General features: G+C 69.8%; 14 protein-coding genes. 6 read left to right on the top strand and 8 right to left on the bottom strand.

Features of this window, described 5'->3' with window-relative positions; genetic code table 11:
- Nucleotides 1-200 precede the first annotated feature (200 nt).
- Together JHW38_RS04495 and JHW38_RS04490 are read left to right on the top strand one after the other, a co-directional pair.
- The gene (locus JHW38_RS04495) at nucleotides 201-980 is read left to right on the top strand and encodes an NAD kinase (RefSeq protein WP_207524822.1); all 780 of its coding nucleotides are present in this window, start codon (nucleotides 201-203) and stop codon (nucleotides 978-980) included.
- A 38-nt stretch (nucleotides 981-1018) separates the two neighbouring features.
- On the top strand, nucleotides 1019-1612 hold the full coding sequence (locus tag JHW38_RS04490) for a hypothetical protein (RefSeq protein ID WP_207524821.1): 594 nt from the start codon (nucleotides 1019-1021) through the stop codon (nucleotides 1610-1612).
- Nucleotides 1613-1687: 75 nt separating this feature from the next.
- On the opposite strand, the gene JHW38_RS04485 is transcribed toward JHW38_RS04490, so the two are convergent.
- Nucleotides 1688-2659, bottom strand: a complete 972-nt coding sequence (locus JHW38_RS04485; RefSeq protein ID WP_207524820.1) for a LysR family transcriptional regulator — start codon at nucleotides 2657-2659, stop codon at nucleotides 1688-1690.
- Nucleotides 2660-2806: 147 nt separating this feature from the next.
- Between JHW38_RS04485 and JHW38_RS04480 the strand changes: the two genes are divergently transcribed.
- Nucleotides 2807-3403 (top strand): NADPH-dependent F420 reductase, encoded by a 597-nt coding sequence (locus tag JHW38_RS04480; RefSeq protein ID WP_207524819.1) that lies wholly within the window; start codon nucleotides 2807-2809, stop codon nucleotides 3401-3403.
- 115 nt (nucleotides 3404-3518) lie between these two features.
- Here the strand turns inward: JHW38_RS04480 and JHW38_RS04475 are convergent, their stop codons facing one another.
- Nucleotides 3519-4892, bottom strand: a complete 1374-nt coding sequence (locus tag JHW38_RS04475) for an amino acid permease (protein ID WP_207524818.1) — start codon at nucleotides 4890-4892, stop codon at nucleotides 3519-3521.
- Nucleotides 4893-5176: 284 nt separating this feature from the next.
- Here JHW38_RS04475 and JHW38_RS04470 point away from each other — a divergent pair, with 284 nt between their 5' ends.
- Nucleotides 5177-6097: a 5'-nucleotidase gene (locus JHW38_RS04470; protein ID WP_207524817.1), complete on the top strand. Its 921-nt coding sequence runs from the start codon at nucleotides 5177-5179 to the stop codon at nucleotides 6095-6097.
- A 190-nt stretch (nucleotides 6098-6287) separates the two neighbouring features.
- On the opposite strand, the gene JHW38_RS04465 is transcribed toward JHW38_RS04470, so the two are convergent.
- The 6 genes from JHW38_RS04465 to JHW38_RS04440 all read right to left on the bottom strand — a co-directional run bounded on the left by JHW38_RS04465 (nucleotide 6288) and on the right by JHW38_RS04440 (nucleotide 11806).
- On the bottom strand, nucleotides 6288-6677 hold the full coding sequence (locus JHW38_RS04465; RefSeq protein WP_207524816.1) for a lysozyme inhibitor LprI family protein: 390 nt from the start codon (nucleotides 6675-6677) through the stop codon (nucleotides 6288-6290).
- Between the two features lie 203 nt (nucleotides 6678-6880).
- Nucleotides 6881-7432, bottom strand: a complete 552-nt coding sequence (locus JHW38_RS04460; protein ID WP_207524815.1) for a DUF2939 domain-containing protein — start codon at nucleotides 7430-7432, stop codon at nucleotides 6881-6883.
- A 225-nt stretch (nucleotides 7433-7657) separates the two neighbouring features.
- Complete coding sequence (locus JHW38_RS04455) at nucleotides 7658-8830, bottom strand: DUF4785 domain-containing protein (protein WP_207524814.1); 1173 nt, start codon at nucleotides 8828-8830, stop codon at nucleotides 7658-7660.
- Nucleotides 8831-8841: 11 nt separating this feature from the next.
- Nucleotides 8842-9732, bottom strand: coding sequence for a hypothetical protein (locus JHW38_RS04450; protein WP_242691196.1), 891 nt, complete (start codon nucleotides 9730-9732; stop codon nucleotides 8842-8844).
- Between the two features lie 279 nt (nucleotides 9733-10011).
- Nucleotides 10012-10410, bottom strand: a complete 399-nt coding sequence (locus JHW38_RS04445) for a hypothetical protein (protein ID WP_207524813.1) — start codon at nucleotides 10408-10410, stop codon at nucleotides 10012-10014.
- Nucleotides 10411-10414: 4 nt separating this feature from the next.
- Entirely contained in the window at nucleotides 10415-11806 is a 1392-nt protein-coding gene (locus JHW38_RS04440; protein WP_207524812.1) for an MFS transporter, read from the bottom strand.
- An 18-nt stretch (nucleotides 11807-11824) separates the two neighbouring features.
- Here JHW38_RS04440 and JHW38_RS04435 point away from each other — a divergent pair, with 18 nt between their 5' ends.
- Both JHW38_RS04435 and JHW38_RS04430 read left to right on the top strand, forming a co-directional pair.
- Nucleotides 11825-12862 carry a LysR family transcriptional regulator gene (locus JHW38_RS04435; RefSeq protein ID WP_343225442.1) on the top strand — a complete coding sequence of 346 codons (1038 nt, stop codon included), beginning with the start codon at nucleotides 11825-11827 and terminating at the stop codon, nucleotides 12860-12862.
- Between the two features lie 323 nt (nucleotides 12863-13185).
- Complete coding sequence (locus JHW38_RS04430) at nucleotides 13186-13584, top strand: hypothetical protein (RefSeq protein ID WP_207524811.1); 399 nt, start codon at nucleotides 13186-13188, stop codon at nucleotides 13582-13584.
- The last annotated feature ends 216 nt before the right edge of the window (nucleotides 13585-13800 follow it).

The following is a 13800-nucleotide window of genomic DNA, read 5'->3' as shown; positions in this document are numbered from 1 at the left end:
TTGCGCAATCGCTGCGTTGTCGCGGTCGCGGCTCGCGCCGCTCCTACAGGAAGAAACCGCGACGGCGCGGTACCAATGCGCGCGCAAACCGCGACCGCGTCGCGAAAAACACATTCCGCCAACACCTCGCGTTGCGCCGCCCCGACACCAATCCCCCGCACCGGCCGGGTTATGCTGACGCGGTCCTCCCGGAGCCGCCGATGACCGCGACGCCCCGCATCGCCTTTCTCGCCAGCCACACCGACGAAGCGCAGCGCGCGCTCGCCGGACTCAGCGCCCGCCACGGCCAGTGCGAACCGGCCGACGCCGACATCCTGTGCGCGCTCGGCGGCGACGGCTTCATGCTGCAGACCCTGCACCGCCACGGCGCGCTCGGCAAACCCGTGTACGGGATGAAGCTCGGCACGGTCGGCTTCCTGATGAACCAGCACGCCGGCGGCGGCGACGACTTGCTCGAACGCCTGACCCTGGCCGAGCCGGCGGTGCTGCGGCCGCTGGAAATGGTCGCGCAGACCGAGTCGGGCGCGAGCTTCGGCTCGCTGGCCTACAACGAAGTCTCGCTGCTGCGCCAGACCCGCCAGGCCGCGCACCTGCGCATCGACCTCAACGGCCAGACCCGCCTCGACGAGCTGATCTGCGACGGCGTCCTGGTCGCGACCCCGGCCGGCAGCACCGCCTACAACTTCTCCGCCCACGGTCCGATCCTGCCGCTGGGCTCGGCGGTGATCGCGCTGACCCCGATCGCCGCATTCCGCCCGCGCCGCTGGCGCGGCGCGCTGCTCAAGGCCGACACCGAAGTGCGCTTCCGCGTGCTCGACCCGTACAAGCGCCCGGTCAGCGCCACCGCCGACTCGCACGAAGTGCGCGACGTGGTCGAAGTCACCATCCGCGAATCGCGCGACCGCACGGTCACCTTGCTGTTCGATCCGGAGCACAACCTGGAAGAACGGATGCTGATCGAGCAGTTCACCAGCGGCTGAGCGCCGCAGCCGGCCCGCCTACCGCCATCCGATCGGACATGTACCAGGCGCAATTCCTGCAAGGCCTGCCCGAGCCGTGGGCAAGCGTCCCGGCGATCGCCTTCGCCTGGGACTCGCGGCCGACGGTCGTGGCCGACGACCGCGTCGGCATCGCCGACGGCGGCGGCCGCCCGTTGCTGCGGATCGATCTGTGGCACGAGTGCGGCTACACCTTCGCGCGCGAGGTGCGTTGCTCGGCGCGCGCGGTGGTGATCGTCGCGGGCAGGCACGGCCATGTGGTCGGGCCCGAGACCGGCGAGATGCGATCGTTCTGCGATGGGCGTGGATCGCCGATGGAGCAGGTGATCGTGCCGGAGGATCTGGCCGAGCCGGCCGGCACGTTCGGCTTCCTGGTCGGCGGTTATCTGGACCTGTGGCATTTGAACGAGGACGGCAGCGAGCGCTGGCGCCAGGAGATGCTCGCGGTCGATGGAGTGGTCCTGCACGGGGTGCGCGCCGGCTGCGTGCGCGGATCGGCGCAATGCGACCCGCCCGACGGCTGGACGCCGTTCCAGGTCGATCTGAAGACCGGGCAGTTGGTGCAGGCGCCCGAACCGTGGTGGTCGCTGTGGCGTAACGGTTTCAACAGATAGACGGCACAAGGGCGGCTTGGCGCGGCCCGGTCCGGACGACGCGCGTCCGGCGCGGCTGGCTCGGGGCGGAGGCGGTCAAGGCCCCGCCGTGCGCCCTGACAGCCGTCGCGCCAGCCCGGCGCGCTCGCAGGCCGCGCCGAGGAAATCCACGAACGCGCGGGTCTTCGCCGGCAGCAGGCTGCGGCCGGCGAAATACAGATTGATCGGCCCCAGGTCCGCATGCCAGTCCGGCAACAGCCGTTGCAGGCGGCCGTCTTCGAGATACGGCAACGCGTACTGCACCGCGACCAGGGTCACGCCGAGGCCGAGCGCGGCGGCGCGCGCCATCGCCTCGGGGTCGTCGAAGGCCATGCGTTCGCGCGGCAGCGCCGCGGCTTCGCGGCCGGCGCCGTCGCGCAGGGTCCAGTGGTTGATGCGGCCGTGGCGGTGCGAACGCATGACGATGCCGTCGTGCCCGGCCAGATCGTCGGGATGCGCGGGCAGGGCGCCGCCGTCGGCCGCCCAGCGATGCAGGTACGCCGGCGCCGCTACCGCGATCAGGTGCAGCGGCGCCAGCGGCCGCGCCACCAGCCCGGCGGCGAGTTCGATGCCGCCGCCGATCGCGGCGTCGAAGCCTTCGGCGATCAGCTCGACCGGGCGGTTCTCGAAGCGCCAGTCCAGGCGCAGACGCGGATAGCGGCGCAGGAATTCGGGCATCAGCGGCAGCACGTAATCCAGGCCGAAACCGGGCGACAGGCTGAGCTTGAGCGTGCCGGCCGGCTCGCTGCGGTCCAGCGCCGCCGCGCCGAGCGCGGCGCGCAGCGCCTCGACATGTTCGCGCACCGAGTCGAGGACGCGTTCGCCGGCTTCGGTCAGGGTCAGCTTGCGGGTGCTGCGCTGGAACAGGCGCAGGCCGAGGTTGCGCTCCAGCACCGCGACGTTGCGGCTGACCGCGGCCGGGCTCAGCCCGAGCTGGCGCGCGGCCGCGGAAAAGCCGCCGAGTTCGGCGCTGCGGACGAAGGATTCGAGATTGGCGAGGGTTTCCACGGGGTTGCTACCTTCAAGCATCGCTTGAAATTCATTCTAAGCATTGCCGGCTTATCCGAACGCAATGCCACATCCATAGTGACGTCCAAGGCGCCGCCACAACCTCGAAACGGTCTGAGGTTTCCGTCGCCGGGTCATTCACTATCAAAGGCTTGAAGGAGAAACCTCATGAACATCGGCATCATCGGCGCGGGCCAGATCGGCACCGCCATCGCCCGCACCCTGGCCCGCAGCGGGATCCAGGCGACCTTGTCCAACCGCAGCGGTCCGGCCTCGCTGGCCGCCACCCTCGCCGAGCTCGGGCCGTCGATCCGCGCCGGCACGGTCGCGCAGGCGGCGCAGGCCGACCTGGTCTTCGTTGCGGTGAACTGGTCCAAGCTGCCGGCGGCGCTGGCCGGGCTGGACCTGCGCGGCCGCATCGTGGTCGACGCCAACAACGCGATCGAGGCGCCGGAGTTCAAGCCGTTCGACCTGGGCGGCAAGACCTCGAGCGAGGCGTTCGCCGAACTCGTGCCGGGCGCGCGCGTGGTCAAGGCGCTCAATCACTTGCTGGCGCCGGTGCTCGGCAGCGATCCGCACGCCGACGGCGGGCAGCGCACGCTGTTCCTGTCGGGCGACGACGCGGCGGCCAAGGCCGAGGTCGCGGGCTTGTTGCAGCGGACCGGCTACTTCACGGTGGACCTGGGCGGTTTGGCCGAAGGCGGGCGTCTGCACCAGTTCCCGGGTGGGGCGCTGGCGCTGCATCAGTTGGTCAAGGTCGGTTGAGGCCGGCGGGCAGGGGCGGCAGGCGCCGTGGTTGTGGATTCGCGGTCGCGGCTCGCGCCGCTCCTACATGAGCCCAGGCCGCGACTGCGCCGTCCCAGCTACGGCGAAACCGCCCTCAACCCCGCGCGCGGATCCGCCGCGCGATCTCGCTGATCGCCGCGATGCCCAAGGTCAGCCCCACCGTCGACAGCAACTGCACCCGCGGCCCCGGCGTCATCAGCGCCAGCACAAACACCAGGGCGAGGATGCCCAGGCCGATGTAGGTCACGTACGGGAACGCCCACATCTTGAACGGCAGCACGGTGCCGGCGCGGTCCGCGCGGCGGCGCAGGATCAGCTGCGAGACCAGCGACAGCGTCCACACCAACAGACAGGTCGAACCGACCACGTTCAACAGCGCCGGCAGCACCTTGTCCGGATACAGCAGCTCCAGCGCGGTGGCGACGAAGCCGAACGCCACGCTCGCCAGCACCGCCGCCACCGGCACCTGGCTGCGGCTGAGGTGGGCGAGCAAGCGCGGCGCTTCGCTGCGCTGGGCCAGCGAATAGATCATGCGCGAGGCGCCGTAGAGGTTGGCGTTGAGCGCCGACAGCAGCGCCACCACCGCGACCAAGGTAATGGCCGTGGCCGCACCGGGAATCCGCGCGACTTCCAGCACCGCCGCGAACGGCGACTTCAAGTGTTCGCTGGTCCACGGCACCACCGCGATGATGACCGCCAGCGAGCCGATGTAGAACACCAGGATGCGCCAGGCCACGGTGCGGATCGCCTGGGTGATGCTGCGCTGCGGGTCCTGGGTCTCGGCCGCGGCGACCGCGACGATCTCGGTGCCGCCGAACGCGAACACCACCACCAGCAAGGCCGCGCCGACGCCGGCCCAGCCCTTGGGCGCGAAGCCGCCGTGCTCGCTGAAGTTCGACAGGCCGGGCGAGGGCACGTCCGGCAGCAGGCCGAGCAGCAGCGCCGCGCCGATCGCGATGAAGGCCAGGATCGCGGCGACCTTGAGGATCGCGAACCAGAACTCGAACTCGCCGAAATTGCGCACGCCGAGCAGGTTGACCAGGGTGAAGGCGGTCATGAACACCAAGGAGGTGGCGGCGACCGGCAGCCCCGGCCAGACCGTGGACAGCAAGCCCGCGGCGCCGACCGATTCGGCCGCCACCACGATCACGATCTGAACCCACCACAGCCAGCCCAGGGTCGCGCCCGCGGTCGGGCCCATCGCATCGGCGGCATACACCGAAAACGCGCCGCTGGTCGGCCGCGCCGCGGCCATTTCGCCGAGCGCGCGCATCACGATGATGATCAGCGTGCCGGCGATCAGGTACGACAGCAGCACCGCCGGGCCCGCGGTCTGCACGCCGACGCCGGAGCCGAGGAACAGGCCGGCGCCGATCGCGCTGCCCAGGCCCATCATCACCAACTGACGCGATTTGAGGGCGTGGCCGAGTTGCGGATCGGCGGCGGTGGCGGCGGGACTGGCGGGCATCGAGCGGGTCCGGGCGTGCGGCGGGAAGTGCGGCACGATACCGCATCGGCGGCGGGGGCGAGCGGCGCCGGCCGAGCCGCCCGTCGCGACACGCCGGAGCGTCCGGATCGGCACGGCCACCGCCCGCGGTTCGCGCCATGGCGCGCGACCTACCTGTAGGAGCGGCGCGAGCCGCGACCGCGCCAATCGACCAACGACGCAACCCTCGACTCAACGACCGACTCCCAACTACCAACTCCCGAATCCCGAATCCCGAATCCCCGCACCTCAGGCACAATGCCCCCATGCCCGACCGTGATGCCGACCCCCTGATCGTCGCGATTTCCTCGCGCACCCTGTTCGACATGGAAGAGAGCCATTCGCTGTTCGAACGCGAAGGCATCGACGCCTATGCCGCGTTCCAGCGCGCGCGCGAGGACGACATCCTGCGCCCCGGCATCGCCTTCCCGCTGGTGCGCAAGCTGCTCGCGCTGAACCGCGACGCGCCGCCGGAGGCGCCGCGGGTCGAGGTGATCCTGATCTCGCGCAACTCCGCCGACAGCGGGCTGCGCATCTTCAATTCCATCGCCCATCACGGCCTGTCGATCAAGCGCGCGGCGTTCAGCAACGGCGCGCCGCCGTTTCCCTACATCCGGCCGTTCGGCGCCGACCTGTTCCTGTCGGCCAACGCCCACGACGTGACCGCCGCGCTCGAAGCCGGCATCGCTGCGGCGACCTTGCTGCCGGCGGTGCCGAACTCCAAGCTGGCCCCGCACCTGCCGCCGGATCAACTGCGCATCGCCTTCGACGGCGACGCGGTGATCTTCGACGACGAAGGCGAGCGGGTCTCGCGCGAAGGCGGCCTGGCCGCGTTCGCCGAGCACGAACGCAGCCACGCCGGCGAGCCGTTGTCCGGCGGCCCGTTCCGCGGTTTCCTCGATGCGCTGCATCGCCTGCAGGCCGCGTTCCCGGTCGGCCAGGACGCGCCGATCCGCACCGCGCTGGTCACCGCGCGCTCGGTGCCCGCGCACGAGCGGGTGATCCGCACCCTGCGCGAATGGGGCATCCGCCTCGACGAAGCGCTGTTCCTCGGCGGCCGCGCCAAGGGGCCGTTCCTGGAAGCGTTCGGCGCGGACATCTTCTTCGACGACTCCGAAAGCAACATCGCCTCGGCGCGCGGGCACGTCGCGGCGGGGCACGTGCCGCACGGCGTCGCCAATCGCTGAGCGCGGTTGGGTTGCTCCCTGTAGGAGCGGCGCGAGCCGCGACCGCGACAACCCGACCATTGCGCAGGTTACGGCGTAGTTGCGTTATCGCGGTCGCGGCTCGCGCCGCTCCTACAAAAAGCGACCCCGAAACGAAACAAACCACGCCTTGCGGCGTGGCTTGCGCCGGCGTTCGCGCTGGCGCGTCCGCTCAGTCCCAGGACTTCTTGACGATCATCTCGTCGCGGCAGGTCCCGGCCTTGCACTCGCGGGCGCGATCGCGCAGGTACTCGGTGCGCTCGCGGTTGACCCGGTAGTTGCAGTCGACGTTGATGCTGCCGGAGCTTTCGCAGCTGGCGTCGCGGTGCTTGATCCACTGCAGCTGGGTCTGCTTGAGCTGGGTCTTGGCCGGCTCCTTGGCCACGCCGCGCAGCTCGGTGTAGGCGGCGTTGAGCTCCTTGTCCGATTCCAGGAACAGCTTGGCGAAGCAGTAGGTCTTGTCGTAGCTGGTCCGGTACTTGTCGCACTCGCCCTGGGCGTAGGCGGCGTTGGCGCTGAGCGCGAGCACGGCGAAGGCGAGGGCGGAGAAGATCGTTTTCATGGCGTTCCAGTCCAATGCGTGTGGCGTTGACGATCGGGGCCGGGCATGCCTGTCCGGCGACCGCTGCGCGCGGCGGCCGGCGGTCGCGTGAAAAATATTGCCGGCGCTCACAGAAAGCAAGCACTCTGCTTTCATGTAGGAGCGGCGCGAGCCGCGACCGCGCCAACCCAACCACGACGAACCTCGCTGAACCCGCGCACCCCTCAAGGCAACATCTTCTCCAACGGCAGCCGCACATCCGTGACCTTCCAGCTCAACCCATCGCGGGTCAGCACGAACACCACCGGATCCCCGTCGGCGTTGGCGACCGTCGCGGTGAACCGCGACGGCGACTCGAAGCGATAGCTCGCGCGCTTGAGCGGTTCGGCCGGATCCACCGGCGCGTAGGCATCGCGGCGCGGCGCGGTCGGATCGAAGCGCTTGACCAGATTGCGCCCCTCCAGTACCGCGCCGATGCCCATCGGCGTCGCGATCGCGTCGACCGCGGTGCCGGCCACGCCGCTGGCCATGCTCAGGCCGATCGCGCCGAGCAGGCTGGACTGCACCTTCGGACCGGCGCGGCGCACCAGATAATCGTCGACCTGGGCCTTCAGGCTCAGCCGCAGCGCGGCGAAATCCACGTGCTTGGACAACTCGCCGGTGTTGCCTTCCTTGACCGCGGTGCGGATGGCGTGGACGGTCAGGAACGGCCCGGCGGCGATGTAGCCGATCAGCAGGGCAGCGATCAGGACGAGGGCGACGATCCATTTCTTCATATGCGGCGGTCCGTGACGGGAGCCGTCAGGGTAGCCGCGTCGGGCGGGGGCGGCATGAAGCGGGGCTGGCTGGGTTTGCGTCGCGGTGGGCGGCCCTCACCCCACCCCCTCTCCCGCAAGCGGGAGAGGGGCTAAGAGCAGCAGCGCTGCCAGCTGTCCCTTCTCCCGCTTGCGGGAGAAGGTGCCCCGAAGGGGCGGATGAGGGCGCGCGCAGTCTTCAAGCCATCAACGAACCCGCGCCACCCGCTCGCGCCGCTCGATCGGCGCCAACCGGCTCTGATCGTTGAGCTCCACATTGCGCAGCTCGAACGGCGCGCCATACCCCTTCGGCAACTGCGAACGCTCGAACGCCAGCTCGATCCGCGCCGCGCCGCCGTCGAGCCACTGCGCGCTGTGCGCGATCGCCACCGGCCGCAATTCGCGCTTGGCATTGCTCGCGTACAGCGTGCCGCGCACTTCGTAGCGGCCCGGCGAAGCGGCGCGCAGCGGCAGGGCGAAGCTCAGCGTGCGCGCATCGAAGGCGTAGGCGCCGTCGAGCCGGGCGGTCGGCTGCGCCACCGCGATCGCGGTGCGCGCATCGCGCTGGATGCTGCCGTCGCCGGCGAACACCTGCACTTCCCACAGGCCCGCCGGCTCGTCGCCGGCGTCGGCCGGCAGCGGCACCGCGCCGCGCAGCTTGCCGTCGCCGCCGGCCTTCAGCGCCAGCGGCCAGCTGCGTCCGGACGGCGCCACCAGCAACGCGCCGCCTTCGGCCTTCAGCGACGACTTGCCGCGCTGCAGGTCGACTTCGATTTCGCGAGAACCGCCGGCCAACGCATGGTCGCGGTTCAAGCGCGCGAGCAGGCGTACGTCGCTGTTGGGTTCGAACACGTGCACCACGTAGCGGCCGCGCGCCTGCGCGACCTGCACCGCGTACGCGCCCGGCGCCGCGTCGGCGCCGAGCTGGACCGCGGCGGTGCCGGCGCCGACCGCGAGGCCGGCGGCTTGCAACTGTTCGGCGCCGGTGCGCTTGAGCGCGCCGACCGGCTGGCCGGCGCGGGTGATGCGCACCGAATCGGCGCCGACCCGGGCCGCGCCGGCGACCGGGCTGACCCGGATCAACGCGCCCGGCGCGCTGGTGGCCACCGGCACGCCGCGCTGCAAGGCCGCGCCGTCGGTTTCCTGCCAGTACTCGCGGCTTTCCACCGCTTCGGGCAGCGCATCGGCGGCGAGTTCGGCGTCGGGATCCAGCGCCCAGGAAAACCGCAGCGGCGCGCGTTCGGCCGCGGCCTTGGGCGCGGCGACCACGGCCAGGCGCTGCGGGATCTGGTCGTTCTTGGCCGCCGGCAACATCGGCGCGTCGGCGGCGCTGGCGTGCCCGGCGGCGACGAGCAGGGCAAGGGACAGAATCGTTCGCATGGTCGGCGTCCTCACGGGGTCATGTCGTTGCGCAGGATGGTGTTGAGGTTGAAGCAGGCGCGCCGGCTCTGGTTGTGGCTCAGCGGCTCGGCATCGGCGGTGCGCTGCTTGTCCTGGAACCAGACCGTGCCCGCGGCCGACTGGCTGGAGCAGTTGAGGAACCCGTCGGAACAGCTGTTCAACCAGTTCTGGGTGGTCTCCAGCCCGACGTTCTCGGCATAGCCGCCGCAATAGCTGTCGCTGTCGAACGGCGAGGAATCCACGTCGGTGCCGACCACGCTGCGGAACGGCTTGGGCAACGCCGGACGGCCGGCGGTGCCGTACAGATTGTTGGCGTTGTAGGTCGCCATCCAGCTGACCTGCTGCATCTTCACCGCGTCGGACTTGTAGCCCAGCAGCCAGCCCACCGCCTGTTCGAAGGCGTTGCCGTTCATCGCCGCATCGGCCAGCGGCGTGCCGGCCGAGGACGGCGCGATCGCGTTGACCCGCACGGTCTTGGCGATGATGTTCGGATAGCGGCTGTCGTAGGTCGGGTTCGACAGGATCCAACGCATCACGTTGCCGCCGTTGGAATGGGTGATGACGATCAGCTGGGTGATGCCCTTGCTGGCGATGAAGTCGGTGAGCTGCTGGGCCAGGCAACCGGCCGCGCGGCTGTCCCACATGTACTGCTCGAAGTCGCAGTTGACCACGACGTAGTTGCCCGGATTGGCCAGGCCCTGGCGCACGCTGTCGACCATCGTCGGCTGCCAGTAATCCTGATACGCGTTGGTCTGCTTGCCGGTGCCGTGGACGAAGGCGACGCCGGTGACCGCGCCGGCGGCGAACGGCGCGGCCGCCAGCGAGGCGGCGAGGAACAGCGCGGCGGCGCGCGGCCGCGGCGTGGTGCGGTGCTGATGCATGAGTTCTCCCCGATGGACCGCCGATGCATTCCCCGGCGCGTTCCCTCGCGCCCATCCGCGGTCGATGCGGCCGCGCGCTCCTGCGCGGCGATGGCAACGAGCATACGTTCGCGAATGTTGCTGTCATGCGGCGCTGCCGCATGCGCGTGGGCTGAAGCGTGACCGCATCCGCCGCGCGGCGCGATGCCGCGCACATTTAGCGCAAGAGCGTTCGAGAATTGGCGTCGATGGCCATCGCGCAGCGGCCGCTCGCACGGCACGCGCCGCGCAGGCCCGCGCTTACGGCGTTGCCGCCGTCTCATGCAGGCGCAGCCAGCGGATGCGGCCGGCGTCGTCGCGTTCGAACACCGCAGTCGCGCGCCGCACATTGCGGCCGCCTGAGCCGACGGTCTGGATCTCGCGATAGGCCAGCACGGCGCCGCCGTTCCACGCGCACAGCAGGCGCACCTCGTCGATCGCGATGCGCAATCCGGGGCGCGCGCCGAAACCCGTGCGGAAGAACGTCGCGATCTGCGCGCGGTCGAGCGCATCGCCGCTCAGCGAAATCATCGAGAACGCCTCGGCGAAGCGCGCCAGCAGCGGCGCCAGCGCGTCGTCGTCGGCGCGGCCGGACAGCCAGTGTTCGATCTCGGCGAGGGTGTCGACGATTTCGCAGAAGAACGGATCGGTCGGGTTCATGGAATCACTCGTGCGGTTGAGAAGAAACAGAGGAGGTCGTGGCGCCAACGCGAACCGCAGGCAGGCGCGCCACCCACGGCAGCGGCAGCAAGGTCAACGCCGCAGCGAGGACGAAACAGTGCTGATACGCGGTGCGCGCGGCCGCGCCGTACAGCGGCAGCAATGCGCCCAACGCGCTGCCGAGCAAGGCCACGCCGAGACAGAAGCTGAGTTGGCGATTGAGGTTCCACAGCGCGCTGGCATCGCCCATGCGCGCGGCCGGAACGTCGACGAAGGCGGCGCTTTGCGCGGCGCTGGTGCACAGGCTGGCGCCGAAGCCCATCGCCGCGAACGCGATCACGCGCCCGGCGTCCGATTCGGCCAGCGGCGTGGCGAGCGCGGCCAGCGCGAACGCTTCGACCACGATGCCGCAGGCGAACAGCGGCCTGGCGCCGTATCGCGCAAAGCAGCGGCGGGTGGTCGCGATGGCGGCGAATGCGGCCGCGGCCCAGGGCATCATCAAGGCGCCGCTGCGGGTGGCGCTGAGCCCGAGCGCATTCTGGAAATACAGGAATGCGACCAGATTGGCGCCGGCGAACACGCCGGGCACGCACAGGTACACGATCAGGCCGACGCGCAGCTGCGGCTGCGCCAGCAGGCTCAGGTCCAGCAGCGGCGCGCGGGCGCGCCGGGCTTGAACGAGGTAGGCGAGGCCGGCTGCGAACGCGAGCGCGAGCGCTGCGGCGGCGACGCGGCCTTGACCCGCCTGTCCAGCGAAACTCAGGCCCAGCAACAAGGCGACCAGCGCGGTCGTGCTCAAGCCCAGGCCCGGCAGATCCAGCGGCGCCGGCCGCGGGTTCGCGCCGTCGCGCGGCAACCACACCGCGGCGAGCGCGCAGGCGAGCACCGCCGGCGCCGCCATCGCGAAGAAGATCGCGCGCCACGAGCAGCGATCGGCCACGATGCCGCCGAACGCAGGCGACAGCGCCGGCACCAGCAGCGCGACCGCCATCACCACCGAGGTCAGGTGCGCGCGCGCGTGGCTGGGGTAGGCGCGGTAGGCCATCGTCTGCCCGACCGGAATCAACAGGCCGCCGCCGAGGCCTTGCAGCAAGCGCCAGCCGAGCAGCGCGCCGATCGATCCCGACGCGCCGCTGCCGAGCGTGCCGAGCGCGAACAGCGACAGCGAGGCGATCAGCAAGCGCCGCTCGCCGAAGCGGCGCGCGAGCCAGGCGCCGAGCGGAATCACCGCGGTCAGGCCGAGCACATAGATCGTGCTGGTCCAGGCCAGTTGCGCGAGCGACGCGCGCAGCTCGCGTTGCAGAGCGGGGTAGGCGGCGTTCAGCGCAAACATATTGGCCAGATCCAGTGCGAAACCCAGCAAGTAGACGGCGGCGATCCTGGAGCGGGCGGTCATGACGGCGATGTGGATGGAATGGCGCGCAGTCTAGGCAGCGCGGCCGCCGCGGATAAGGCCGATCCGACGGAAACACTGGTCGAAAAAATTTGCCAATCGGCGCAGTATTCGCGCCAGCATCTCGCTTTCCCGCAGGATCCGCGCCGCCTCATGGTGAGTCTCGACCGTTTCGCCGTCTTCCGCGCCGTGGTGGAAGCCGGCTCGTTCACCGCCGCGGCCGAACGCCTCAACCAGGCGCGCGCGGCGGTGAGCTTCAACATCAAGCAACTGGAAACCGAACTCGGCGTGGTCCTGCTGGTGCGCACCACCCGCCGGGTCGAACTGACCGAAGCGGGCGCGCGCTTCTACGCGCGTTGCCTGCGCACGCTCGAGGAAGCCGATGCGGCGATCGACGAAGCGCGCGGCGAGCACGGCGGCATGCGCGGCGTGTTGCGGCTGGCTTCGACGGTCGAATACGCGTCGATGGTGCTGGCCCCGGCGCTGCACGAGTTCATGCAACGCCATCCCGGCTTGCGCGTGCGCCTGGAGACGAACACCGCGCGCGCCGACCTGATCCGCGACCGGCTCGATGTCGCCATCCGGCTCGGACGGCCCGAACAGTTCCAGGACCTGCCGTACCGTGCGGCCGCGCTGGCCAGTTACCGGGTGCTGGCCGTGGCGGCGCCGTCGCTGCTGGCCGCGCACGGCCTGGCGCGGATCGGATCGCCCGCCGAACTGGCGCGTCTGCCGCAGCTCGGCCACTCGCGCTTGCAGCGGGTGGCGCAATGGCCGCTCAGCGGCGCCGATGGCGGCGAACACGCGTTCCGTCCCGATCCGAAGCCGCGCGCCGTCGTCGACAACGCTTCGGTGCTGCGCGCATTGGCGCGGCAGGGCAGCGGCGTGGCGCTGCTGCCCGACTGGCTGGTGCGCGACGATCTGGCCAGCGGCGCGCTGGTCGACGCGCTGCCCGACTACCGTTTTCCGGCGCAGTCCGTCTACGCCTTGTATCCGCCGACTCGACACGTGCCGCACAAGGTGCGCGCGTGGGTGGACTTCCTGAAGGACTACCTGGCCTGAGCGTCGCTGCGGCGCCGGGCGCGCCGATTGCGGCGCGTCCGCGTTCGCGCGTGGTCGGAGCCAGGGCGGGGAAGGCCCGTTCGCGACAGTGTCGACTCGATCATTGCTCGACCGTACGCCAGCGTCTCGTGTCGACACATTCGCGTCGACCGTCTCAGTTTCGCGCTCGCGGCAACGTCGAGCCGCCCGTGCGTCGGCAACGGTCTTCAGACAAATGAATCGTTCTTCGATGTGCAGGCATCACAAAATTTCTTGAGCTGCGCTCGCGAAGCGATGCGCGCGCAACGCATCGAAGTTGCGTTTCAGATACATGAATGTTGTAGATGTCCAAATTCGCTCTGCTCGCATCCGCAACCTTGATGAGCACAGCGAACCGTCGCGACGCGTGCGACTTCGACGGGTTCGAATCGATCGATGAATTCGAACGAAAAAACGGAAAAACACTCGGAAAAACAGGACGCAGCGAAGAACCGCCGCGTGCGCCGGCGCGCGTATCAACGTGTGCGAAAGCGCGTGCTTACACTGCGTCGCGAAGCAAAATTGAAGAACGAACGGAGCGCACATTTTCGGTGCGATTCTGTCTCGCAACCGTGTTGACAAGGCAAATAGGCGGGCGTAAGAATTCTTGTGCCGCCGTCATAAACGAATTGCGCCATCGGGGGATTTTTCAGGCGTACGGCGATCAAGAAATTCACTTGCCATGCGTGCTTCGCATTGTGTGAAGCAAGTGATCGATCTGGTCTGTCGTTCACACTTTTTGTGATGCGCGGTGCCCTTCGAGGGCTTGGGGATTCTCAATATTTGGGTTACGTACGGGCCACGTTGTGGCGGGCGTACTGGGGAAGTGTGACCGATTTGTCCGTTCGACCGTGACGGATGCTTCGGAACAATTGCGTCGGCATCGCGGCTCGTCCGCAGGTCGGCGTCCGGACAGGGGG

It is taken from the genome of Lysobacter enzymogenes, from assembly GCF_017355525.1.
In the GTDB taxonomy this organism is placed as follows: domain Bacteria; phylum Pseudomonadota; class Gammaproteobacteria; order Xanthomonadales; family Xanthomonadaceae; genus Lysobacter; species Lysobacter enzymogenes_C.
The sequence above is the reverse complement of the archived record's forward strand: the minus strand, read 5'-3'. Positions and strand labels throughout refer to the sequence as shown.

Coding starts and splice junctions, on each gene's coding strand:
- JHW38_RS04495 (WP_207524822.1), top strand. CDS start 201: ATGACCGCGACGCCCCGCATCGCCTTTCTCGCCAGCCACACCGACGAA.
- JHW38_RS04490 (WP_207524821.1), top strand. CDS start 1,019: ATGTACCAGGCGCAATTCCTGCAAGGCCTGCCCGAGCCGTGGGCAAGC.
- JHW38_RS04485 (WP_207524820.1), bottom strand. CDS start 2,659: ATGCTTGAAGGTAGCAACCCCGTGGAAACCCTCGCCAATCTCGAATCC.
- JHW38_RS04480 (WP_207524819.1), top strand. CDS start 2,807: ATGAACATCGGCATCATCGGCGCGGGCCAGATCGGCACCGCCATCGCC.
- JHW38_RS04475 (WP_207524818.1), bottom strand. CDS start 4,892: ATGCCCGCCAGTCCCGCCGCCACCGCCGCCGATCCGCAACTCGGCCAC.
- JHW38_RS04470 (WP_207524817.1), top strand. CDS start 5,177: ATGCCCGACCGTGATGCCGACCCCCTGATCGTCGCGATTTCCTCGCGC.
- JHW38_RS04465 (WP_207524816.1), bottom strand. CDS start 6,677: ATGAAAACGATCTTCTCCGCCCTCGCCTTCGCCGTGCTCGCGCTCAGC.
- JHW38_RS04460 (WP_207524815.1), bottom strand. CDS start 7,432: ATGAAGAAATGGATCGTCGCCCTCGTCCTGATCGCTGCCCTGCTGATC.
- JHW38_RS04455 (WP_207524814.1), bottom strand. CDS start 8,830: ATGCGAACGATTCTGTCCCTTGCCCTGCTCGTCGCCGCCGGGCACGCC.
- JHW38_RS04450 (WP_242691196.1), bottom strand. CDS start 9,732: ATGCATCAGCACCGCACCACGCCGCGGCCGCGCGCCGCCGCGCTGTTC.
- JHW38_RS04445 (WP_207524813.1), bottom strand. CDS start 10,410: ATGAACCCGACCGATCCGTTCTTCTGCGAAATCGTCGACACCCTCGCC.
- JHW38_RS04440 (WP_207524812.1), bottom strand. CDS start 11,806: ATGACCGCCCGCTCCAGGATCGCCGCCGTCTACTTGCTGGGTTTCGCA.
- JHW38_RS04435 (WP_343225442.1), top strand. CDS start 11,825: ATGGCGCGCAGTCTAGGCAGCGCGGCCGCCGCGGATAAGGCCGATCCG.
- JHW38_RS04430 (WP_207524811.1), top strand. CDS start 13,186: ATGTCCAAATTCGCTCTGCTCGCATCCGCAACCTTGATGAGCACAGCG.